This is a genomic window from Paraburkholderia sp. RL17-337-BIB-A (assembly GCF_046025895.1).
Lineage (GTDB): Bacteria > Pseudomonadota > Gammaproteobacteria > Burkholderiales > Burkholderiaceae > Paraburkholderia > Paraburkholderia fungorum_C.
The window spans coordinates 3616512-3640404 of sequence record NZ_JARESY010000002.1; the positions used below are offsets into that span (position 1 = coordinate 3616512).

Sequence of the window (23893 nt, forward strand, 5' to 3'; positions counted from 1 at the left end):
TACTCAAACCCCCAGCACTTACTCCAATCCCATTCGCGTTTTTACCACGCAGCGCCCAGATTTGCCCGCCGCGCTAACGGTTTGTCCGCCAACAGGATCGCGCATGAAACGCTCAATGCGGCTCGATCGCCACAACCCGATGCAGCGGCGCAGCGTTCGACGGCAAACATGCGGGGCCGACCGGTTCAAAACTCTTGTACGTCAGAATAAATTCTTGATGTCCGAGCGTTTCCGACTTCGACGCCGCGCCTCGCGACACCGCCACCGTTTGCTCGAATACTTCGTGGCCGACTTCGTCGAGCGTGCCGCGGCCTTCGAGAATACGGCCTGCGTCGACGTCCATATCGCCGACGAGATTGCGGTACGTCGCGGGATTCGCGCACACCTTGATGACCGGCGAAATCGCCGAGCCCACCACCGACCCGCGTCCGGTCGTGAACAGAATCACATGCGCGCCACAGGCGATCAGTTCGCCGATTTCCGCGTTGTCGCTGATGTTCGGAAAGCCGAAGCGCGGCTCGCCGTCCGGCACGACGTCGAGAAGATAGAGGCCGCCGGTCGGTGGAACATCACCGGGTTTGATGATGCCGACAATCGGCGACGCACCGCTTTTCGCATACGCACCTAACGATTTCTCTTCCTGCGTGGTCAGGCCGCCGTCCGCATTGCCGACGGCAAAACTGCCATGCCCAAGGATCGAGTAGTAGCGCGCCGCCTTCGCTACACACGCAATGATTTCATCGCCGAGTTCCGGCCTCGCGGCGCGCGTTTTCATATGGAACTCGCAGCCCACCAGCTCGCCGGTTTCTTCGAAGATGCAGGTCGCGCCTGCGTCGATCAGATGATCGAACGCGCGGCCCACGGCCGGGTTCGCGGTAATGCCGCTGGTGCCGTCCGAGCCGCCGCAAATCGTGCCGATCACCAGTTCGCTTAGCGCCATCGGCACCTTTTGTTGCCCGGCGAGTTGCCTGCGTGCATCACGAACCCAGTCGACGCCGTATTGAATCGTGCTGCGTGTGCCGCCTTTTTCCTGAATCGTCAGGACTTCAACGGGACGGCCACTCGCGCGTACGACGTCCACGAGGTAGTGCTTGTTCATGCTCTCGCAACCGAGCGACACGAACAGCACCGCGCCCACGTTTGGATGTGTCGTAAGGCGCTCGAGCATCTTCTCGGCGTACCCATTCGGATAGCAACCGGGAAAGCCGATCAGATGCACCGGCGGCTCGCGCTCGGCTGAAGGATCGTCGAACGCATCGAGCGGTTCGCGAAACTGCGTGACGATCTCGCGTGCGACGTGATGCGCGCACTCGACCAGATACGCCACCGCAACCACGTTGCGGATGCCTTTGCGGCCATCGCTGCGCAGATAGCCTTGCAGCATGGGCGGCCGCGCGTCGGCGGATGCTATGTAAGTGTCAGTCATGGTCATTCCAGCGCGGCGCGAGGCCACGTCATTGTGCTCACATCAGTGATGGACGAACTCGTGGCCCGCGTCGTGCGTATAGGTGGGCAGGTAATCGCTTTCGAGGTTGTGCGTATGCAGATGCGCCCCGCGCGCCACCGCCTCGGTCACGTGACCGATCACCGCGCCGTAGCGCAGCACCTTGTCGTCTCTCGCGAGCTCATGGCGCGCCACCTTGTGGCCGAGATCGATGGTTCTGGTAAGCGTCACGCGTTCGCCTTCGATCTCGACTTGCGTGCCCGCATCGAGACGCGCCGCCGCGATCAGACAGTTATCCGTGGGACTGAGCAAAATCAGGCGTGAGTCGGTTGGCGATGTTTGGGGCGTTTGCAATGGACGGCTGGTCAAGTGAGTTCTCCGTGATGCGTGCGCATTAGTTTTGACCTTCGCCACTGGCGAGCCGCGCCACCATCAGCGAGCCGAGGATGATCGCGCCATAGATCGCCTGAATCCAGAACGACGGCACCTGGGCAAGCGTCAGCAGGTTCTGCACGACGCCGAGCAACAGCACGCCGGAGAGCGCGCCGAGCATCGTGCCCTTGCCGCCATCGAGTGAAATGCCGCCGATCACCGCCGCCGCGAACACCGTGAAAATCATGCCGTTGCCCTGGTTCGCGTTGATCGCGCCGACATAGCCGGTCACGATCAGACCGCCCACCGAGGCCAGGATGCTGCCGAGCACGAACACACCCCACGTGATGCGCTCAACGCGAATCCCCGCCGCGCGCGCCGCTTCCGGATTGCCGCCGATCGCATATAACGCACGGCCCAGGCGGTGATAGCGCAGCACGAATGCAGCGATCGCGAACGCGGCCGCTGCGAGCCACACGGACAACGGCAAGCCGAGCACGATGGTGGTCGCGAGCGCGAAGAACGACGGCGGCATATCGAACAGCGTGCCGCCTTTGGTCGCGCCGACCAGCATGCCGCGCAACACGATCAGCATGGCCAGCGTGACGATGAACGCGTTCAGTCGCAAACGCACCACCAGGAAACCGTTGACGAAGCCGATCACCGCGCCAACCACAATGATCGCCAGCAAACCTGCCGCCGCCGGCCATTGCATCCCGAAGCCCGCGGACGCCGCCGGCATCACCAGCATCGCGCCGACGGCGGGCGCAATGCCCACCGTCGATTCGAGCGACAAATCGAACTTGCCGGTCAACACGATCAGCGATTCGGCGAGCACGACCAACGCCAGGGCCGCGGACGCACCCAGCACGCTGATCAGATTCGCCTTCGTCAGAAAGCTTGGGCTGACAAACGCGCCGATCACGATCAGCAACGCGAGCGCGGGCAGCAGAGCCAGTTCACGCAGCCGCGCGAACTCATTGCGAGCACGTTTGCCGCGCGTCGTCTGTGCAGCGGTCTGCGGCTGGGCAGGCTGACCTTGCGCCGTGCCGAATGCAGGGCTGGGCACGCTATTCTTCATGAAGACTGACTCCTTCAACGGATGCGATCAGGTCGTGGTCCTGCCAACCCGCGGGAAATTCGGCCGCGACACGGCCACGGAACATGACCAGCACGCGGTCACAGGTGCGCAGATCGTCGAGTTCGCCTGACACGACCAGCACGGCTTTACCGTCTTCGCGCACGCGATCCACGACTGACAGCAACGCTTCTTTGGATTTCACGTCGACGCCTGCTGTCGGGTCGATCAGCACGAGTACGTTGGGATCGGTGGCGAGCGCGCGCGCCATCACGACCTTCTGCTGATTGCCGCCCGATAGGCCCGACACGATATGTTCTGGGCCTTGCGCAACGATGCCGAGCGCGTCGATCATCTTCTGACCGAAGGCATTCTTCTTCGCCGGTGGCGCGATGCCGAATTTGCCGAGCAAACGCGCGATCGTCATCGAGGCATTTTCGGCAACCGATTGCGTCAGCACCAGGCCTTCATGATGACGATCCTTCGGCACGCAGCCGATGCCGTGCGCCAATGCTGCGGGGACGTCACCGGGCGGCAGCCTCATGCCATCCACGCTGATCGCGCCGCTCTTCGGCGCGCGCAAACCGGCAATCGCTTCGGCCACGCTCGTGCGCCCGCTGCTCGTTGCGCCGGTCAGACCGACCACTTCGCCACGCTTCACCGTGAACGACACGCCTTCGTAATCGGGACCGGCCAGGTCTTTGACATCCAGCGCGATGGCTGTGTCCTCAGGCAACGCGTCGCGCGCCGCCGCATCGGCGACGGCGAGGCCGCCACGTTCGCCGGTCATCGCTTCGATCAACTGCTCACGCGGCAACGCGCAAACCGGCGCGCTGACGATATGCCGCGCGTCGCGCAGCACCGTCACGGCCTGGCAGATTTCATAGACCTCTTGCAGATGATGCGAGATAAACAGGAACGTCACGCCTTCGCGCTGCAACTCGCTGATGCGGCGGAACAGGCGCTTGATCTCGTCGCCGTCGAGCTGCGCGGTGGGTTCGTCGAGAATGATGAAGCGCGCGCCATACGACAACGCCCGCGCAATCTCCACCAGTTGGCGCGCTTCCACGCTCAGATCGCCGGCGCGTGCGTCTTCACGTACGTCGATCTTCCAGTGGTCGAGCAACTTACGCGCGTCGCGGCGCATCGCGCGCCAATCGATCACACCGCCGCGCGACGGCTGGCGGTTGATGAACAGATTCTCTGCAACTGAGAGATCGCGGATGATCGTCGAATGCTGATAAACGCAGGCAACGCGTTCACGCCATGCGTCGCGGTCCGCGATCGAGGGTGCAGCCACGCCGCCGAAACGCACTTCACCGGTATCGGGCTTGCGCAGGCCGGTCAGGATCGACACCAGCGTCGATTTGCCCGCACCGTTGCGCCCGACGAGCGCATGCGACTCGCCAGGCATCACGCGGATGCTCACGTCTTTCAGCGCAGGCGTGGAGCCGAAGCGTTTGGTGACTTCAAACGCTTCGACCACCGCGGGAAGTCCCTGCGCACCGAAGGCAGCCCCCGTGGGGGACGCCCCGAAGGAAACTCCCTCGGGGGATGGGACCACCGGAACGGAGGGCGTCGGCTCGCTCATTTAACGGTATTGCCCCACAACGATTTGTCGTCGACATTCGACTTCGTCACGAGCGGTGCGGGCAATTGATCTTCGAGTACGCCCGGCGACAACTGGACGATGTTGCTGCCGTGATCGGTCGGGCCCGGCTTGAAGGTTTGCCCGGCCAACGCGGCCTTGATGTAGAAGAGGCCGTATTTCGCATACGAATCGGCGGGCTGCGACACGGTGGCGTCGATGTCACCGCGACGGATTGCCTCGAACTCCTGAGGAATGCCGTCGTTACTGACGATCACGACATGCTTCGCATCGCCGGCGGGAAACAGCATCTGCTTGCGGCGCAGGGTTTGCAGCGTCGGCGACAGATAGACGCCGCCCGCCTGCATGTAGATCGCCTTCACGTCAGGATTCGCGGTGAGCAGACTGTCGAGCGCGGTGGCGGCAACATCGCCTTTCCAGCTTGCCGGAATCTCCAGCAGCGACAAACCCGGATAGCCCTTCAAACACGAGCGGAACGCTTCGGACCGGTCGCGCCCATTCACCGACGCCAGATCCCCCATGATCTGCACAACCTTGCCCGACTTCACATGCTCGCCAATGTACTTGCACGCTTTCTCGCCGTAGGCGCGATTGTCGGCGCGTACCACCATCGCCACCTTGCCTTGCGTCGGCGCGACGTCGACCGCGACCACCGGCACGTTCTTCGCCGCTGCGGCGTCGAGCGCGCGGCTGATCGCCGCTGAATCCAACGGCCCGACCACGATGCCCTTCGAGCCGAGATTCAGCAGGTTGTTCATGTCGGTAATCTGCTGGACGGGATCGCCGTTCGAATTGACCGGTGCGAGGATATCCATGCCCATGTCCTTCGCGTACTTGGGCAGATAGTTGTTGTACGACTGCCAGAACGGCGACGTGAGCAACGGCAGATCGAGACCGATCTTGCCGGCGTCGGCGGCTCGTGCCGCGCCACTAGCGGCGAGGCCGGAGACGCAAGCTGCCGCCGCGACGGCAAACAGAGAACTGCGGAACATACGGCGAGCCGCGTGCGGCCCTTTCGCGAACGACATGGTTTGTCTCCTGTGTCGGCTGGAGTTAGCGCTTTAGCGCTTACTCCAGCCCCATGCACAGCATGTCGGTCCGGCGTCAGCGCTTTAGCGCTTACTCCGGACCCATGCACGGTAGTGCGTCGAGGGAACTACGTGAACCCGCCGTGTGATGGCGAGCACTTCGTCCTGCGCTTTCTTATGAAGTATTGGCGTCCGTTGATTCACCAATGAACGTATTATTCATATACGGACTTTTCGAAGTCAAGGAACGTGCACTGCACCATGCGTCGGTGTTTCCCCTGGACTCGCGACACTTCGCATGAGAATCACCCCGCACTTACACTCACGCGCCAGATAATGAGAAAAGCACACGGAGCCTTGCTCGCCATGGACGCAGAAGATAAAGACGACGCCGACCGCTACCGCGCGCCCGCGCTAGACAAGGGTCTCGACATTCTCGAACTGCTCGCCGAGCAGAAAGAAGGACTGACGCGCGCCGAAATCACCAAGCTGCTGGGACGCAATGCGAGCGAGATGTACCGGATGCTGGAGCGACTGGTCGCGCGACAATACGTGGTGCGCTCGGCGGCGGGTGACCGGTATTCGTTGAGTCTGAAGCTGTATGCGCTCGCGCATCGCCATCCGCCGATGAACCGGCTGATCTCCGAAGCGCTGCCGCTGATGCAGCGCTTTGCCGATGCGGCCGAGCAATCGTGTCACCTCGTGGTATACGACCGCGGCAATCTGCTGGTGATCGCGCAGGTGGACGGACCGGGCACGTGGGGGATGTCGGTACGGCTCGGTTCGCGGGTCGGCCTGATCGATACCGGCTCGGGGCGCGTGATGCTCGCGTTTCAAAGCGTCGAGCAGCGCGAACAGATGCTGGCCGAACACACCAAGGTGAAGGGCGAAGTCACGATCGATCGCGATGCCTTGGAACAGGCATGCGCGCGGATTCGCGCGGCGGGTTTTTCGCAAAAAGACAGTCAGCAGACTTTCGGCGTGACCGACGTTACGTTTCCGATTCAGGGGCCGGCCGGTCAGGCGATTGCGGTGCTCACCTGCCCGTACTTGCGGCGCATCGACGAATATGTCGCGCCGACTCTGGAGGCGGCGACTGCGCTGCTGCGCGAGACGGTGCAGGCGTTGTCGATGTTTCGGGAAGAGGCGGCCTAGCGCACATGGTTTAGAATGGCGACCCTCTCAAAAATCACGCCGCATGGGTCCCCTCATGCGCGCTCAACGATCAAGCAATGGCGAAACTTCTGACCGATTCCGAATTCCAGCGTTTTTCCGAACTCCAGCAGAAGCAGTCGAGCTTCACGATCACGCCTGAAGAAGCCGACGAACTGCGCGACATCGTCGCTCATGCGCAAAAGCGCCGCGACGACCGCGCGGCGGCAATGCAAAGCATCGAGACCTTCATTCAGCAATTCGATATCAGCCCGGACGAGCTGTTTTCGGCCGAGCAGATCGGCGACGCCGCGCGCACCTTCGGCCTGATTCCGGCGGCGAAGAAAGAGCGCGTGCTGCCGCCGCAGTTCACGTTCAACGGCAAACCGTATCAATGGACGGCGCGCCCGCTGCCGGACGACATCCGCGTGCCGTTGTTCGACGCCTTCAAGGCGGGTGAATCGGTGAAGTCGTTCATCGCGACGCTGAAGGATGCGAACCGTTGCGCGGCGACTATTGCGCGTCTGGAACGGGAGACGGGCGCTGTCTACGCTGAGGCGTTGCTGGAAGAGTTGTCGGTGACCCGCACGCAGGTGGATGAAGCCGCGGCGAAGCTGCCGGCTTAAGCTTACGGTTCATCCAGCGCCATTCGGAAGCCGACTACGCCCGGATCCTCCGTCCGCGTGATGGTGAAGCCGCACGATTTCGCTAGCCCGATCATCGGCGCGTTTTCGCGCAATGCCTCGCCGACCAGCCAATGGATGCCGCGTGCTCGCGCGTACTTGATGATCCGGTCCATCAGCAATTGTCCGAGATGCCGGCCTTTCTGGTCCGAGCGGATCGCGACTGCAAATTCCGCTGTTTCGTTATCCGGATCAGCCACTGCGCGCACCACACCGAGCGTGCGCGTAAAACCTTCGTCGCTCGTTACGGTTGCGATCAGCGCCATTTCGCGGTCGTAGTCGATCTGCGTCATGCGCGCGAGTTGCGAATGATCGAAGCTGCCGACCGCGCCGAAAAAACGCAGGCGTAAATCTTCGGGCGTCATCGCTTCGACGAAATCGTGATGCGCGGCTTCGTCTTCCGGGCGGATTGGCCGCACGGTTACGCGTATCCCTTGCCAATCGAGCGTCTCTTCGAAGCGACGCGGATAGGGCACGATCGCGAGCCGACTGCGCGTCGATGCGATGTGCAGCGTCGGGGCGACCACCACGACATGGTCGCGGAAGACCCGCAGCATCAGCGTGAGGCCGACGATTTCCTTGACGTCGCAAACTGCCTGGGACAATGCCGTCAACGCGGCCAACGCTGGCTCCGGCTCGATCAGCCGCGCGTAGCGTGAACGCATGACGAGGTCGCGTGCCAGCATTGGATTGAGCGGCGGCAGGCCGTAGACGCGCAGCGGCTCGGAGACGGCATCCACGGACGGCGCAGTGAAGCGGAAGACGGGGCCGAAGTTGTCGTCGTCGTGGAGTTCGACGACGATGTCGAGGATGGATTTGCTGGATTGCTCGGCGGCCAGTTCCGCGCAGTCGTCTGGCGGCGGCGCTGCGCGCGCTGCTGCTTGTTGCACGGGTTGTTGGGTTGAAGCTTGTGTCGGCCCCGATGATGTTGCTTGTGCGGGCTCAGACGTTGCTGCTTGCGCCAGCTTTGGCGTTGCTGCTTGTGCCGGCTCTCGCGTTGCCGCCTGTGCCGGCTCCGGCGTTGCTGCCTGTGCCGGCTCTGGCGTTGCTGCCTGTGTCGGCTCTCGCGTTGCCGCCTGTGCCGGCTCTCGCGTTGCCGCTTGCGTCGGCCCCGACGTTAAACCTTCCACCGTTCCCTGCGCTGACCCTTCCACAACGCCTTGGGCCGATGATCCCTTCAGTCGATCGCCCCCTCGCGTTTCAACATGCAGTCCAAATCGCTCTAGAAACTGTGCCGCCGCTTCGCCAGTTAGTTGGTGCTCACCCGCGGCAATGGCCGCACGCGCTTGCGCCTGGGCGGCATCGATCGCTTGCGGAATCTGCGCCGGCAAGCCCTCCGGCGTTTGCATCAGCAGCTCGCGCCCCAGCCGATAGTCGACCAGACGCGCGAAGGCGCGCGCGAGCCGCTGTGGCGTCGGATGAACCGGAATGCCTTGCGCATGGAGTGCGTCGCGCGTCGCCGCATCCACGCCGCCGAAAAAGCACGCGAGCAGCCCGCGATAGGCGAAGCGCTGATTCGCGATCAACGCCTGCGCGACCTCGCCGACCGGCGCACCATGCGTCGACGCGTGAACCACAAACGCCGTACCCGTGCTGCGATGCTCGGCGAGCAGCTCAAGTGCCGTGCCGAAATGCTCGGGACGGGCATCGTCGCCGAGTCTTAGCGGGTTGCCGGCCACCGCGTGCGGCAACGCTTCGGTTAGCGCCGCGTCCGCCTCGGCGGGCCATGGCGCGAGCGTGTCGCCGGCAGCGGCGAAGGCGTCGCAGGCGAGCGTGGCAAGGCCGCTGTCGCTGGTGATCAGCGTCGCCGTCGCGCCCGCCGCCACTCGGCCCACGCCGAGCGTTTCGATTTCGTCGAGCAGATCGTCGAGCGCATCGACACGCACCATGCCCGCGCGACGGAACGCGGCGGTATAGAGCCCATCAGCGGGATCGGCGCGGCCCGAGCGCAGCGCCAGCACCGGCTTGTTGCGCGCCGCCGCACGCGCCGCCGACATGAACTTGCGCGCGGCGCGCACCGTATCCAGTTCGAGCAGGATCGCGCGCGTGCCGGGATCGCTCGCCAGATAGTCGAGTACATCGCCGGCATCGACATCCGCCTCGCCGCCCAGCGCCACCGCATGCGAAAACCCGAGCCCACGCGCATGCGCCCAGCCGAGCACGGCATTGGTCAGCGCATTCGACTGCGAGACCCACGCGACGCCCCCCGCCTTCACCGTGCACGACGGCGCGCCGAAATGCGCGTGCAGCGCCGGCGTCACCACGCCGAGACTGCCCGGCCCGACGATGCGCAGCAGATGCGGCCGTGCCGCCGACAGCGCGTGCCGCAGTGCCAGGCGATCCTCATCGCACCGCACTTCGCCGACGATGATCGCCGCGCGCGTACCCCTACCGCCGAGCTTATGAATGATGCCGGGCCAGGTATCGGGCGGTGTGCAGATCAGCGCGACGGTAGGCGCTTCCGGCAGGTCACCGGCATCGCCGATCACTGCATGGCCGCCGAGCGTGCTGTATTTCGGATTGACCGGCCACACAGGGCCTTCGAAACCACCCTCCAGCACGCGCGCCCACACCATCGCTCCCGTGCTGCCCGGCCGCTCGGAAGCGCCGATCACGGCGACGGATTTGGGTCGGAACAAGGCGTCGAGATTGCGAACGGTCACGGGGCGCTCCGCGGAAAGTGCGCGCCAGCAATGAGCGCGCGTGTTCGTCAGGATAGGCGAAGTCGGGAGCTTGCGCGGCGCTTCTGAGTTCGCGGCCCGAAGCTGCGCGAAATTCCACCTGATTCGCGCCAACGTGCCCTAAAATTTTTTAGCTCGTTTAGGCAAAATATAGCGCCAGGATGCGACAATCCTATGGATACCGAACAGCCTGTTTACCTTGAAACGCGTAGCCGGTTGAAGGTCGGCACAGCGCGTCGGAGACAACTCGCGACACGAACACCGATTCCGCAAGCGAGTGCGCAACAAGAGCCACGCCGCTCGGGATGAACAAAGAGACAGAAGGTGATTTATGCGGCGCTTGCCATCGTTGATCGCGTTGCGTTTCTTCGAAGAGACCGCCCGTCATATGAGCTTCAATCGTGCAGCTACTGCGCTATGCGTGACGCAGGGCGCGGTGAGCCGGCAAATCAAGCTGCTTGAGGATTCGCTCGGCGCGAAGCTATTCGAGCGTGATCACAGGGGTATCCGTTTGACGCAGGCGGGCCAGCAATTCCTGCCTTGCCTCTCTGATGCGTTTGACACGATCGAACGCGGCTTCCGGCAAATCACCACAGTCAAAGGCCGGCGCCGCCTCGTGCTCGCCGTGCCGCCCACTTTCGCGACGCAATGGTTCTCGCCGCGGCTCGGTTCGCTGGCGGACCAATTGCCCGATGTCGAGCTTTCTGTCCGCACTTCGCCTACTGAGGACTGTCACTGCACGATCCGCTTCGGTCGCGACGCGCTGGCGGGTGCGCATTCCGAATTGCTGATGATGGAGCGCCATGTACTCGTCGGCGCACCGCGTCTGCTCGGCGAATCGCTCGATATGCTGCTCGAGCACATGCCCGCGCTGCATGTGCTGCATAACAACGCCCGGCTCGACTTGTGGCCTAACTGGTTGGCGACGGCGCGTCTGCCCGCGCGCTACGCGGAAAACGGCATCGAGTTCTCGACACTGGAGCAGGCAATCCGCGCGGCACGCAAGGGGGCGGGGCTAGCGGTGGTGGATCGGAACATGATCGCCGAGGAACTGGCGGACGGGAGTCTGGCGCAGTTTTCCGATGTTGAAGTGACGGGGCCCTTCGGTTACTGGCTCGACGTGGCGCAACGCCACGCGGCGCTTGAGCATGTGCAGGCGTTTGCCCGGTGGATGCGAGAAGAGGTTTTGAAGATGCAGTGACAAATACAGGCGGGCTCCGGCACGCCGAATCGTGCCAAGTCTCCGTTACATGCGCGGGCAATCGCTTGCGCACCCGCGCCAATCACACTGCCCACCGTTCCTAAGCGTCCAATCCAGACCACCCCTTCGTTGCAACGTCAGATTTTTCCGCAATGTAGCTAGGCATATTCCCATTTAATTAAGAATAATCCGATTTTTTATTGGGATGGTGCTGGGCGAAGATTTGACTAATCGCAACCCTTTCTGCTTACAAGTCGATCTGCCCGTCCGCAGCAACGTCCGGACGATGTGTCAGAGGACAGGGGCATTTACGTGAGTCCTAGCGGGAAGCCATCTTACAAACTCGCTGAGTTCAACTGGTAACCAGAATGTTCAAGTTCAAATCCGCCAGATGCGCAATTTCGCACGCTTTCGATTCCTTAATGATTGCGCTTGGCTGGACCGCTAGCGCGCATGCAGATTGCCGGACAACGGGTCTGCCGACGACGTTTACCTATGGCGCGATAGCCACGTCGAACTCACTTCCTGTCGGTCAGACGATCCCCGGCACACTCAAGCCATTCACCCTTAACGGTAAGTGTTCCGTTTCTCTCGCTAACAAAGATGTCGTTGCCTGCCCGGGCGGCGGGACCGCCGTAGCGAACATGACCGGCGTCTACCCAACCAACCTGGCTGGCGTTGGTATGCGAATGCGTGACAGCAACGGAAAACCGATGGTGGGCACGGGTGCCTGCTCTACCACTTCGTCGCTCGGCAAGACCGCTGCCAATGGACGTTTTAACGTCTCGGGTACGTTCGAACTCGTTAAGACCGGACCCATTCAAAGCGGTACGATTTCGGCCGCCAAGTATGCAACCCGCATTTTGAACTCAAGGGCAGCCCTAAATAATGGAAAAAATTTGATGTCCGTAGCAAGTGGCACTCCGGTTCGCCCAGTCAGTTGCTCGGTCACAGCCGATACCGCGAATCAGACGATCCCGCTTGCAACGGTAAGCCCTTCAATGTTCGCCAGTGCCGGCTCAACCGCCGCCAAAACTCCGTTCTCAATCGGCCTTAGTTGCGAATCGGGCGTCAAAGTCGCTGTGACATTCTCTTCCGTGTCGGGCGCGTCGGGGGTGCCTACAGTAGTCGCATCGAACGACACGGCGACTGGCGTCGGCGTACAACTGCTCGATACGTCACACAAACCGATAACTCTGGATAAAGCCCTTCAGCTAACCTCCGGCACCACGGGCAACATGTCATTCCAGTTTTACGCGCAGTACTACCGGCTAAGTGCAGTTGACGTGACGGCCGGCCGGGTCAACGCCTCCGCCATATTCACGATGAGCTACCAGTAATAGAAGTCGCGCAAACGGCCCAGTTGAATGACCGCTTACGCATTCGGACGACTTTCGACAAGATGTTCCAGGGCTGGTCTGTTTCGCGCCTGAAGGCTTCGTCAACGAGGCTGAAGCTGGCGCCGCCGAGAAGGCGCAATGTTCGTCATACTTCCGAATACGACCAGATGTCCGCCACGAATCCGCATCCACTCGGCCGTCACGTCGGAGAACCGCGTCAGCCTTAGTGCAAAGGGCCACGTTTCCGACTCAGCCTTTTACTTGATCAATTAGATGAAGCCGCCGACTACCGGGCGGAACACCTGAATTGCGCCCTCCTCGCCTAGTCGCCGAGTCGCCTCAGCGCCTTATCCAAACGGCCAAAATCGACTATTGGCCTGGACAAACGACCGACGCCACGCTGCCCTGATTTATAATCATCAAACTGTCGGGAAACACCCGGCGGTCAGGTTTGGAAGCCTGCTAGCTAAACCCGCACACCCGCTCCGGCGGGTGGTGCGTCTACATCTGCACGTCTGTTGGTCTTCAATGGGCGGGCCGTTGTGGGGGAGTCGCAAGGCTCGCCGGTTTGGTTTAGCGCCGGTCTTCCAATCCCGCTTCGTGCCCGCTCACCCAATTTGCAAGCGAGTGTCGGGCGATCCATGAAGTATCAGGGAGGTCGCACCATGAGCAAATCCACAAAACAATCTCAACCCGATTCACGTCCGCCAGTCGACGCACTCCAGTACGAAAAGCTGGCGTTGTCCGCCTTCCACCTTTGCGACCGGCAGTTGAGCCAACTGAACACGGTGATCACACTTGCGTCCTCAATGTGTAGGAATCCTGCCGTCATGAGCGACGAAAGGCGACGTCAACAGACCATGCTTGAATTACTTGTCGACACGGCAGAGCAATATCAGCAGGAGCTCGAATGTGACCGTGAGCTGTACCAGGTGATCGCACTCGATGCGAAGGGCATCCCGCAAAGCCGCATCACCGCGAACCGTGCCGCACGCCTTCTTGCGGAAGCATCAAACATCGCTGGGCAAGCTTCACCTACGGCAAAGACTGAAGAGCGCAAACAGGCTTCCGCTGGAAGCACGAGAGACGTAGATGCAGATGCAGGTGAAGACGCGCAGCAAACAGTGCCGGTGCGACACTGATTCATCAAAGGCCGTCGCCGTTCTGCATAAACCTCGATTCGAGCAGATAGGATAGGACAGCGCCAACCGCCCCAAACCTCCACGCGAAAAACAGGCCCCGTCACTCGTCGGCGGGGCCTTTTCACATGATTGAGCGGATTAGCTTGGACCTGAACTGCACAGCAGGTCTGAAAGTCGGCGTGACGCTTACCGACGCAACGAATCCGTCCAACACCTCGACGACGCTAAACCTGTCACCCGACTCGACCGCGACGGGGGTCGGTCTGCAGATCCTGAAGGGATCAACGCCGATCTCCTATGGCGCCGATTCTCCGGCGGCTGACAATCTCAATCAATGGTCGGCGGGTACCCTCCGTGGGCGGACCGATGAGCATTCCACTCACCGCGCAGTACGTGCGAACAACAGGCGCGTTGAACGCCGGCACAGCGAAAGGATTGGCCACCTTCACGATGTCGTATCAATAGGCTTTGCAAGCCAATCGGGTATGACAAGGGCGGCACGATGTAAGGGTGGCTCCTTCCATCGTGCCGCCTTTTGCCCAACTAGCCGAACGCCCCAAATAAAACCGCAAAGCAAAAGATCCTCGATCTAGAATGATCGTAAAATCGAGCATTATCGATTTTATGCTCGATTTAAGGCACATGTCTTTCTCGATGACACTTTGACGTCCGGCGATCAATGATCTAATATGCTCGATATATCGAGCATTAAGCTCATAATGAGTGTTTTAACGAACATGAAGGTGACCCAAGCTTCCGCCCTCGCGCCGTCTCTCCTCGAGCAAAGCAGACGCCTCGGAGAACTGCTGGCACGGCTGCGCATTGCGCGCGGCGTCAAGCAGACAGACGCGGCGCTGCGCGCCGGTCTGTCGCGCAACACCGTGTACCGCCTCGAACACGGCGACCCAGGCCTCGCCATCGGACAGGTTCTGCGGTATCTGGATGCCATCGCACCCGGCACATCGCTTGAAATCCTGTATTCGGAAAAAGACCCGGCGTTGGCGGCGTTGGCGGTGCGCGAGCGTAGGTCCCGGGTTCGCGAGATGAGCGCAGCCGAGCGTGACGAACTGAATTTCTAACTGTCCGCTTTACCCTACACAGCTAAAAAAGGATCTCAATGGCGACGCGCGAATCAAGACTGATAGCTTTCGCCAACATGGGCGCGCAATGGGCGCCATGCGGACAACTCGTCCTGACTGAGGAGGGCTCGAACCTTGTCGCATCGAGCTTCGCCTATGGTCTGAACTACCTCAAGCGCGACGACGCACTGGAGGTGGACCCGGTCAGTCTGAGCATTGCGGACCGAACGTCCATCTCAGGCAAATACCTGCTGCCGGTCAATGCCCTTCATTTCTTTGGTGGCATCCGCGATGCAGCGCCTGACTCATGGGGGCGGCGCGTTATCGAGGCCAAGCTCAGGGCGCCGCCGAACAGCCTCGCTGAATCGGAGTATCTCCTGCACGCGGGAAGTGAACGCGTGGGAGCGCTCGACATCCGCTCCAGCCGGACGGATTTGCCAACGGCGGGCGTGAGCAACTGGCACACCCTGAACCACCTGATGGAGGCTGCGGAACGCATCGAGGACGGCCTACCCGTTCCGGCCCACCTGGAAGCCATTTTCGTGGAGGGTACCGCTCTGGGTGGCGCGCGCCCAAAGGCCTCCGTTCGCGATGACCAAGAGGTGCTGTGGCTCGCCAAGTTCGCAAGCCGCCATGACCGGTTTGATATTCCAGGCATCGAGTACGCCGCGCTCAGAATGGCAGAGAAAGCAGGGCTGACAGTGCCACCAGTGAAAACGCTATTGCTTGGCGACCGCCGCATCATGCTTATCCGTCGATTCGACCGCTACTGGATGATGCCGGGCGGCGCGCCGGCGCAATACGCCGATCTCCTGAAGCTCGGGTCTGGCGATGGGCGAGTTGAACACCGCTCGGGGTTTGTCAGCGGCCTCACGCTTGTGGCGTGCGATGAGGCTGAGTCGCGCGACAAGTCGTATGCAGACCTGGCCGACTCCATTCGGAAATATTGCCACCCGAGCGTAATTCGCGACGACAACGCGGAGCTCTTCAAGCGCATGGTCTATAACATCTTCGTGAGCAACGACGATGACCACCTGCGCAACCACGGCTTCATCTGGGATGCCGCGTTGCCCGGATGGCGATTGAGCCCGCTTTACGATGTTCTGCCTCGCGCCAGCAATGCCACCGAGCGCTATCTTCACCTGAGCATAGGCAAGGACGGAAGGCTGGCTACTCTGGACAACGCCCTGAGTTGGCACGACAAGTTCACGCTATCCCGGCGCACAGCCAGCCAGTTGATTGCAGACATCTGGCGCGTGGTGCGCGAGTGGCGGGTCTACTTCGAGGAGTTCGGTGTCGATGCGGTGGAGATGGATAAAGCCGCACCAGCGTTTCGCCACATCGATGACATCTCGACACCGGAATTGCGCAAGCTGTTGCCGTGAAATACATCCCCTGAATATAGCTGTGCCACGTGCGCCGACGCCTCTGGCGCACGCATTCGTTCGTTACGATTCTCCACTTGGCGTACAGCTTCAGGGCCTGAGTTTCGTACAACACACTCTCACCGCATGACTCGTTAGCTAAAAGTGAAAGATTGCTGCGGCGAAAGTAGTCGCACGGACCGGGTCGCCCGTGTCCGCGCGACATACATACGCTTACATCGCCTTCTTGAACGGCGCGCCCGAATGCTCGCGCAATTCGTTAAAGACGATCTTCGGCCACGCCTTCTGCGCGACTTCGATTTCCCCCACGTGCGACGCCAGATACGTCGGCGCATCGGACGCATCGAGCGCAATCCGCGCCGCATACGAATCGGTGAAGCGGCGCAACTCGGCGGCATCGTCGCAGGTCACCCAGCGCGACATCCGATAACGCGCCGGCGCCATCCGCACGTCGACCTTGTATTCCGTCGACAAGCGATGCGACACGACTTCAAACTGCAGTTGGCCGACCGCGCCCAAAATCATCAAGCCGCCGACTTCCGGACGGAACACCTGAATCGCGCCTTCCTCGCCGAGTTGCTTCAGCGCTTCGCCGAGTTGCTTAGCGCGCATCGGATCGACCACTTCCACCGTCTGGAAAATTTCCGGCGCGAAGAACGGCAAACCGACGAACTGCAACTGTTCGCCTTCGGTCAGCGTATCGCCGAGACTCAACGTGCCGTGATTCGGGATACCGATGATGTCGCCCGGATACGCCTCGCTCACCGTCTCGCGACGCTGCGACAGGAACGTCACCACGTTATTCGCGCGGAACGTCTTGTTCGTGCGCGTCACCTTCACGGCCATGCCGCGTTCGAAATGCCCGGAGCACACGCGAATGAATGCCACGCGGTCGCGGTGCGCCAAATCCATGTTCGCCTGCACCTTGAAGACGACGCCGGTGAACTTCGGCTCGTCCGGCAGCACGGGACGCTGGACGGTCATGCGCATGGACGGCGGCGGCGCCAGATCGACCAGCGCATCGAGAATTTCCTTCACCCCGAAATTGTTGATCGCCGAGCCGAACAGCACCGGCGACTGCTGACCGGCGAGGAACTGCTCGCGATCAAAATCAGGCGACGCGCCGGTGATCAGATCGATCTCTTCTTTCGCCTTGACCCACGCATGGCCGAAGCGGCGTTCGCCTTCTTCGTCGCCGAGCGCTTGCAGCGTTTCGACCTCGCCACCCGCCTTATCCTGCCCGGCGCGGAACAGGCGAACCTGGTCGCGCTGGATGTCGTAGACGCCCTGAAAGTCCTTGCCCATACCGATAGGCCACGTGAACGGCACGGCGGCCACGCCAAGGTGTTGTTCGATCTCGTCGAGCAGTTCGAGCGGCTCACGCACTTCGCGGTCGAGCTTGTTGATGAAGGTGACGATCGGCGTCTTGCGGCTTCGGCAGACTTCGAGCAATTTCAGCGTCTGTGCTTCTACGCCGTTCGCGCCGTCGATCACCATCACGGCGGCATCGACCGCGGTCAGCACACGGTAGGTATCTTCGGAGAAGTCTTCGTGGCCCGGGGTGTCGAGCAGGTTGATGACGGCGTCGCCGTACTCGAACTGCATGACCGAGCTGGCGACGGAAATGCCGCGCTGCTTTTCGATCTCCATCCAGTCGGACGTCGCGTAGCGATTGCTCTTGCGGCCCTTCACGGTGCCGGCGATCTGGATCGCGCCCGAGAACAGCAGCAGCTTTTCAGTGAGCGTGGTCTTGCCCGCATCCGGGTGGGAAATGACCGCGAACGTGCGGCGGCGTTTGAGTTCGGAGACTGACATCGGGTCTGGCGGTCACGGATAGGGGTTCGGGCGGACTTCAGCGGCTTGTGGCCTCTGGGCTGCCACGTCTGGCGCGGCGGCGTCGAGCTGCGGGAGTTGGGTCTGTAACCCGCGTCACAATGGCAACCCGCCGCGTCGGAACCAGGTCACGAACGAGCGTTCGACAATACGGGAATCGCCAGCGCAGAACAGCGCAGGGAACGAATGATACACGTCATGGGGACGTGCGTAGGGAAATGGGCTTTGTGGGGGCATATGCGGCCGCCCGCGATGGGGCCGCCGCGTGGAGGAAAGCGGCTTCTTGCCGCCTTCCCCCAGACTACTGATATGACATCGTAAACGTCGTTTTCGCGGTTGCCGTGCCGGGTGTCATGTCACCGGTTCGGATAAAGCGGGCAGTCAACGGAATATTCACGGGACCGCCCGCAGCCGGACTGGACATAGCCGAAAACTGATTGACGTTGCCCGCTGCAGCTGAATCAGGTCCGAACGATATCGGGTTACTGTTGTACAGAACCTGATAGCCAATGCCCGCCGCGGTGGAGTCGGTTCCTAGCGACAACGTGTTGCTGGTGTTGGACGGCGTAGTGGCATCAGTAAGCGTCATAAAGGTCTTAACGCCCGGATCACAGTTCAAGCCGATATTGAACGGGATCGTCGCGTCCGTCGATCCGACGGCAGGCAGCCGGTTCGTGTTCGCCTGGGACATCGAGACGGCGACTGACGGCGTAGTGACCGAGCAAGTCAGACTGGAAAAGTTGCCGCTCGCAGAACCTGTAAATACGTTTCCCCATGCTGTAGTTCCGCTTTGGTTGTTGATGCGGTTCGCGACCGACAAAGCAGGGATGGTCGTAAGCGGACCAACAGCGCCATTTGCAAGTTTCACGAATTGGGCCGAGACGACCACCGAATAGGTTTGTCCTGGCGATGCAGCCTGGTGAAGCTGATGGCAGGTTACCGTTTTCAGACCGGTGGAAACGGTCACGGGAAGGCTATTGCAAGTGGTACCCGCACCGTTGGAAATCGTATATCGCACCCCGACACTATCAACGTTTGTTTTGAACAGATCTGTATAGCCTGATACAAGCGTTGCTGCCGACACTTGAAAGTCCAAGAAGATGTCGCGGTCAGCACCTGGATCGCCAGTGCAAGTGAAGTTCACCGGTGTCGAATAATTTGGCGTGGTGCTACCGACGGTCGAATCTCGCCCGAAACCCGACGTGTCGAGTACTGGCGCAAAATTGAGGCCGGACTGCAAGGAGCAACTTACGGTCGCCGCGTGAGCTTTGGGTACGCCCAAAGTCAACTGGGCAAGCGCAAATAAGAATATGCCAAGGATTTTCCACATGATTTTGTGTCTCGATCGTGTCGCTGATGCGCCAGAAAAGTTGCTCGCCATGCTTAAACATTCAGCTTTGGTTCGTTCAATACTGCGATCCAGGATCTCATTCATTTCGATAGCTCCATCGGCGCCCTCGGCACCGAACCATGGTCGGCAAGGTTCAATCCATCGCCACCCACGCAATGCCCTTCCACCGACAAATAAGCAGCTCCCGCCTTACCCGTCGATTTCGGCAACACATAATCAATCCGGCATTCTTCCGAAGCGGCCGAACCCCACTTCACAAACAACGAGCCCTTGTCTTCCAGCCCACGAGCAAAAATCCGGCTGTCCTGCGCCACGACGCCCACGTTGCGACCATTGCCATCAACCACATCCGCACCAAACGGCAGCGCCTTGTCGCCGAGTTGCGGCGCACGAATCAGCGCCGCACGTCCGCTCACCGTCTTGTACTTGATCATCACCACCGACCCGAGGCGCGGAACGGCCTGCTCCGAAGTCGATTCGAATTCGACGTCGGTCGACGTGCCCTTCGGATCAATATCAACCACGTTCATGCCGTAAGGCGTCAGATAAGGCACCACTGCGTAGCCACGGCCATTGAGCTTGACGCCCGGCGCGCTGGTCACGCTTGCGCCCGCTGCACCCGGCGCCTCGACGATGCCGAACGTATCGCCAACCGTCTGCGAAAACGTCACGCCGCCCGGATGCGCGACAACCGACCCGCTGATACCGGCCGATGCCTGCCTCGAACCCGAGCCCGCGCTTGCCGATGCCGTCATCTGCGCATACGGCGCGCGCCATGCACCACTCACGCCAGCGTTGCCGGTATTGCTGCCACTGCCGTTGCCATATGTCCCGTACGCGTTGTACGAATACTGGTTGGCGTCGCCAAGCGAGCCGCTCACGTTGGCTTGCAGATTGGTGTTACCGCCCGAGCTCGACACGTTCGTCGACAACAACGGCGTATGCTGGCTGTGGCCAAGCGGCAGCGTCGTGCTGACCATGTACTGGTTGGACATCGACCCGTCTGCGTTGCGGGTCCGTCCCGCGGTAACGCTGTAGGTGCCGTACTTGAAGCTGTTCGTATAGCCGGCCTGATAAAACGTATCGCTGCCGGCGTGATTCCAGTACTGCTGCGACGACGCACTCAGGAACACCGACCCGTGATCCTTGATATTCTGGTTGACCGTAAGCTGGAAACGATTGCGTTGGCGATAGACCGAATTCGTGTCGCCGCCGCGCATGGCCAGATCACGCACCGATGACGCGTCCGACAGATTCAGGAAGCCCGCGGTCGAATAACGGTACGCAGCCACGGCAATGTTCGTGTTCGTCGGATCGATGAATTTGCTGTAGCCAATGCGCAAGCTGGTACCACGCATCGTGCTCTGGTTCGGCACCTGAGTTTGTGCGCCAGTGACATCGGCGGAGAAAGCTCCGAACTTCGTGTTCAGCGCGGCGCCGAGGTCAGCCGCGACATAGCCGTTTGCCGCAACGGCGCCGCCGTATGCTGTCACCAGATTGGTGAGGCCACGCTGCAACGTGAACTGTGCAAAATTCGGCTGCGACTCAAGCGTGCTGTTGCGCAATTGTCCGGCGGTCACCGAGAACCGCGTGGTGCCCGGCCGCAACGACTGCGCAACCGAAGCGAACGGCACAGTAAAAGTCTTCGTGCGGCCGTCCGCTTCCGTCACCGTCACGTCGAGATTTCCGCCGTAGCCAGTCGCATACAGGTCGTTGATTTCGAACGGCCCCGGCGACACGCTGGTTTCATAGATCACCTGGCCATTCTGACGGACCGTCACACGCGCATTCGACTCCGCCGTGCCACGCACCACCGGCGCATAGCCACGCAGCGATTCCGGCAACATGCGGTCATCGGTGGCAATCTGCGCGCCACGGAACTGCACGCTGTCGAACACGTCGCCCGTCGTGGATCCGTCGCCCACCGTCACTTGCGATTTCAGCGCGGCAACGTCGTGCTGCACATAGGTCGCGATGTTGTCGAAATGCGTGCCTTGGCCCGTCCCCTGCGACAACGACGATTGGTGACGGAAGTGCCACGCGCCGATGTTCACGCCGGCATTCAGGCCCAAATAGCTTTGTGTCGACTGCGTGCCCGAGCCGGCGGTGTGATAGGTATTCGCGTTGTAGCTGACGAAACCCGCGTTCACGCCGTTTTGCCACATGTCCGGAGGCACATAGCCGCGTGCGGCGTTGCGCATGTATTTCTGCGGCACGCTCAGCGTAAGCTTCTGTTCAGAGAAGTCGAAGTCGACGGTCGCCTCGGGTACCGTCGCGCCCAGGTCCATGCATTCCTCAGCATAGGCGCTTGCATCTGTCGCGGAATGCGTGTCCTTGGCGCCGGCCGCTTCGGTAGATGTGTGCCCCGGTAACTTTGCGCCAGTATCGGCGCCAACCTTGGCGAAGTCGACACCGAGTTTTTCCAGCAACTCGCGGCTGAAGCAAGCACGCGCGCTCTTTCCATCGCGAGTCGCCACAAAGCGCACATCCTGGCGTGCAACGCGAACGTCGTTGACAAAAAGGTCGACGGAATACACGCCCGGCTGTACCAGGTTGCCGCTCGTGAAACGCGAGACGTCCACGGTTTGGCTCGGGTCGGTACGCAGAAACGTCGTATCGAACTGGACCGACGCGCCCGCGTCACTGGTTTCCGCTGCATTCACGCTCGCCGACTGGACGCCGCCCAGCACCGCGAACGCCGACATGACCACTGCGGCGACAGGGCTCAGGCCGAACGCGCCAGAAAATTCGCTGACACGAGCATGCGATTGATGACGAGGTGAAAGTTTCATGATCTGAGTAACTTCTAATGTTTGAAACAGGCGTGCGTCGTCCTTGTGCGTTGCCTGTGCAACGCACGCCGTGCTCAAAAATGGGTTTAGCTAAGGGCGGGTGGCTGCCGCCCGACCGGCAAACTGCTGCGGTCTATTGGCCGAGTGTCGCGTCGCCGTTGAGGGCGCCACCGTAGTCGCTGATCGCCATGTAGTGAACCTTCGCGCCGGCCGTAACGGCGTCCATCTTTGCTATCGGCAACACCGTCGTCGCATGAGGGGCAACCATGCCGCCTTCTTCGTTCTTGTAGGTGTGTCCACTGCTTTCCACATCGACTTCGCTAAACGACACGTAGTACGGCGTAGGATTCGATACGCTAACGGCCTGGCCCTTGCCGCCCGGCGCCGCCGTCACCTTCCAGCTCAATTGGGCAGGCGCGTCTTCCGGCTTGCCCGGCAGCTTTGCCGGGCGCACAAATACCTTGATGCGCGTGCGATAGGCCAACTGCAGCACGTTGGCATCCGTTGCACCGCTTGCCTTCGGCGGAATATCGAGCACGTTGAGCCAATACACGGACTCACGGTCCTGCGGTAACGCTTCGCCGCTATACATCACGCGCAGTGTTTGCGCCTTCTTCGGGTCCATGCGGAAGATCGGCGGCGTAATGACGAACGGCACCTTGATCTCGCCGGGTTTCGCGTCTGCGTTACCGTCATCCATCCACACTTGTACGAGCGACGGGTTACGGCTGTCGTTATCCAGCTTGACGGTGACCTCGCGCTGCTCGAGCGGATACACCACTCGCGTACCGCCGATCGTTACGCTTGCTTGTGCGCTGCCTGCAAGCAGCGCACAAGCAAAACCGATTCCCATCGTCATTTTTCCGAGCAACTTCATCACATCACCTCTAAACGCAATCTTGAAAAAAGGCCGTTAAAAAGGCGTTCGCCTTCGCGAACGCCTCGGTCCGCGCTTACTGATACTGCATCGTGTATTGCACTTGCGAGCTGACCGTACCGGCCGTTGCCTTACCCGTCGCGTAGTACTGTGCGAAGTACTTCGGGCTTGCGGCACCACCGGTGATCGTCACGCCGTCCGTTGCCAACTGGTTGTTCGAGTTGGTCGTGACGTTGATCGGCTGCATCTTCGAGTTCAGCAATTGGACTTGCACGTTTGTCGCCGTACCGGCGTTGAGCAGGTTGCCGCTGTTCTGGTCTACCGTCGAACCGTTTTCGAAGTGCGCGATCGCCTTGGTTGCCGCACCCGAGCAGCCGCTCAGGGTCAACGCCAGATCGGTCGGGTTCGACGTACCTGCCGTCTTGCCGGTCGCCGACAGCGTGCCTGCGGTCACTTCCGGCAGCGTGATCGACTTGTCAGCGGAGGCGCCGGTTTGAGTGCCGTTAATCGAGCACGTGGTATCCGACACCGTGCCGGTGATGGTGATCGTGCCGTCCGCGGCGTGGGCGCCGAACGATGCGAGACCCAACAGACCGGTGGTGGCGATTGCGAGTGCGGGGAAAATTGCTTTCATGTTTGCTGCTCCAGTGAGTTAAGAAATTTGTGAATCCTTGGCGGATCGATATTGGTTGAGACCCGCCATTTGGTCCTGGGCGCTCCAATGTTCTCGATATCTGCTTCGAACTATTGGCCTCTCGTTCAGGCACAAACCAATGTTAGGGTTTCGAGATTCCTATGTACCTAGGACGATTCTTATTTGGATAAGACTTTCCCTACATGAAACAT

18 protein-coding genes are annotated in these 23893 nt (G+C 61.1%); 7 read left to right on the plus strand and 11 right to left on the minus strand.

The window, feature by feature from the left end:
* Positions 1-112 precede the first annotated feature (112 nt).
* Genes P0D84_RS36770 through P0D84_RS36790 form a run of 5 tightly spaced genes read right to left on the minus strand, consistent with a single transcriptional unit; the run spans position 113 to position 5495 of the window.
* Entirely contained in the window at positions 113-1426 is a 1314-nt protein-coding gene (locus P0D84_RS36770; protein WP_408345436.1) for a UxaA family hydrolase, read from the minus strand.
* A 42-nt stretch (positions 1427-1468) separates the two neighbouring features.
* On the minus strand, positions 1469-1813 hold the full coding sequence (locus tag P0D84_RS36775; protein WP_408345439.1) for a UxaA family hydrolase: 345 nt from the start codon (positions 1811-1813) through the stop codon (positions 1469-1471).
* A gap of 25 nt (positions 1814-1838) precedes the next feature.
* On the minus strand, positions 1839-2897 hold the full coding sequence (locus P0D84_RS36780) for an ABC transporter permease (RefSeq protein WP_408345442.1): 1059 nt from the start codon (positions 2895-2897) through the stop codon (positions 1839-1841).
* A complete protein-coding gene (locus P0D84_RS36785) occupies positions 2887-4485 on the minus strand; it encodes a sugar ABC transporter ATP-binding protein (protein WP_408345445.1) in 1599 nt (532 codons plus the stop codon). Before P0D84_RS36785 ends, P0D84_RS36780 begins: the two co-directional genes overlap by 11 nt.
* Entirely contained in the window at positions 4482-5495 is a 1014-nt protein-coding gene (locus P0D84_RS36790; protein WP_408346311.1) for a sugar ABC transporter substrate-binding protein, read from the minus strand. Before P0D84_RS36790 ends, P0D84_RS36785 begins: the two co-directional genes overlap by 4 nt.
* A 402-nt stretch (positions 5496-5897) precedes the next feature.
* Here P0D84_RS36790 and P0D84_RS36795 point away from each other — a divergent pair, with 402 nt between their 5' ends.
* Positions 5898-6686 carry an IclR family transcriptional regulator gene (locus P0D84_RS36795; protein ID WP_408345448.1) on the plus strand — a complete coding sequence of 263 codons (789 nt, stop codon included), beginning with the start codon at positions 5898-5900 and terminating at the stop codon, positions 6684-6686.
* A 77-nt stretch (positions 6687-6763) separates the two neighbouring features.
* Positions 6764-7309, plus strand: a complete 546-nt coding sequence (locus tag P0D84_RS36800) for a hypothetical protein (protein WP_408345451.1) — start codon at positions 6764-6766, stop codon at positions 7307-7309.
* Between the two features lie 2 nt (positions 7310-7311).
* Here P0D84_RS36800 and P0D84_RS36805 read toward each other — a convergent pair whose 3' ends face one another.
* Positions 7312-10029, minus strand: a complete 2718-nt coding sequence (locus P0D84_RS36805; protein ID WP_408345454.1) for a GNAT family N-acetyltransferase — start codon at positions 10027-10029, stop codon at positions 7312-7314.
* Positions 10030-10378: 349 nt separating this feature from the next.
* Here P0D84_RS36805 and P0D84_RS36810 point away from each other — a divergent pair, with 349 nt between their 5' ends.
* The 5 genes from P0D84_RS36810 to P0D84_RS36830 all read left to right on the plus strand — a co-directional run bounded on the left by P0D84_RS36810 (position 10379) and on the right by P0D84_RS36830 (position 16194).
* Positions 10379-11248, plus strand: coding sequence for a LysR family transcriptional regulator (locus P0D84_RS36810; RefSeq protein WP_408345457.1), 870 nt, complete (start codon positions 10379-10381; stop codon positions 11246-11248).
* A 368-nt stretch (positions 11249-11616) separates the two neighbouring features.
* The gene (locus P0D84_RS36815; protein WP_408345460.1) at positions 11617-12588 is read left to right on the plus strand and encodes a fimbrial protein; all 972 of its coding nucleotides are present in this window, start codon (positions 11617-11619) and stop codon (positions 12586-12588) included.
* A gap of 665 nt (positions 12589-13253) precedes the next feature.
* Positions 13254-13730 (plus strand): hypothetical protein, encoded by a 477-nt coding sequence (locus tag P0D84_RS36820; RefSeq protein WP_408346314.1) that lies wholly within the window; start codon positions 13254-13256, stop codon positions 13728-13730.
* 689 nt (positions 13731-14419) lie between these two features.
* Positions 14420-14809 carry a helix-turn-helix domain-containing protein gene (locus tag P0D84_RS36825; protein WP_408345463.1) on the plus strand — a complete coding sequence of 130 codons (390 nt, stop codon included), beginning with the start codon at positions 14420-14422 and terminating at the stop codon, positions 14807-14809.
* 38 nt (positions 14810-14847) lie between these two features.
* Entirely contained in the window at positions 14848-16194 is a 1347-nt protein-coding gene (locus P0D84_RS36830) for a type II toxin-antitoxin system HipA family toxin (protein WP_408345466.1), read from the plus strand.
* 213 nt (positions 16195-16407) lie between these two features.
* Here P0D84_RS36830 and P0D84_RS36835 read toward each other — a convergent pair whose 3' ends face one another.
* The 5 genes from P0D84_RS36835 to P0D84_RS36855 form a co-directional block, all read right to left on the minus strand.
* On the minus strand, positions 16408-18009 hold the full coding sequence (locus P0D84_RS36835; RefSeq protein ID WP_408345469.1) for a peptide chain release factor 3: 1602 nt from the start codon (positions 18007-18009) through the stop codon (positions 16408-16410).
* A 319-nt stretch (positions 18010-18328) separates the two neighbouring features.
* Positions 18329-19462: a fimbrial protein gene (locus P0D84_RS36840; protein ID WP_408345472.1), complete on the minus strand. Its 1134-nt coding sequence runs from the start codon at positions 19460-19462 to the stop codon at positions 18329-18331.
* Positions 19459-22170, minus strand: coding sequence for a fimbria/pilus outer membrane usher protein (locus P0D84_RS36845; RefSeq protein WP_408345475.1), 2712 nt, complete (start codon positions 22168-22170; stop codon positions 19459-19461). The genes P0D84_RS36840 and P0D84_RS36845 overlap by 4 nt, the downstream gene beginning before the upstream one ends.
* A gap of 133 nt (positions 22171-22303) precedes the next feature.
* Entirely contained in the window at positions 22304-23047 is a 744-nt protein-coding gene (locus P0D84_RS36850) for a fimbria/pilus periplasmic chaperone (protein WP_408345478.1), read from the minus strand.
* 76 nt (positions 23048-23123) lie between these two features.
* Positions 23124-23681, minus strand: coding sequence for a fimbrial protein (locus P0D84_RS36855; protein ID WP_408345481.1), 558 nt, complete (start codon positions 23679-23681; stop codon positions 23124-23126).
* Between the last annotated feature and the right edge of the window lie 212 nt (positions 23682-23893).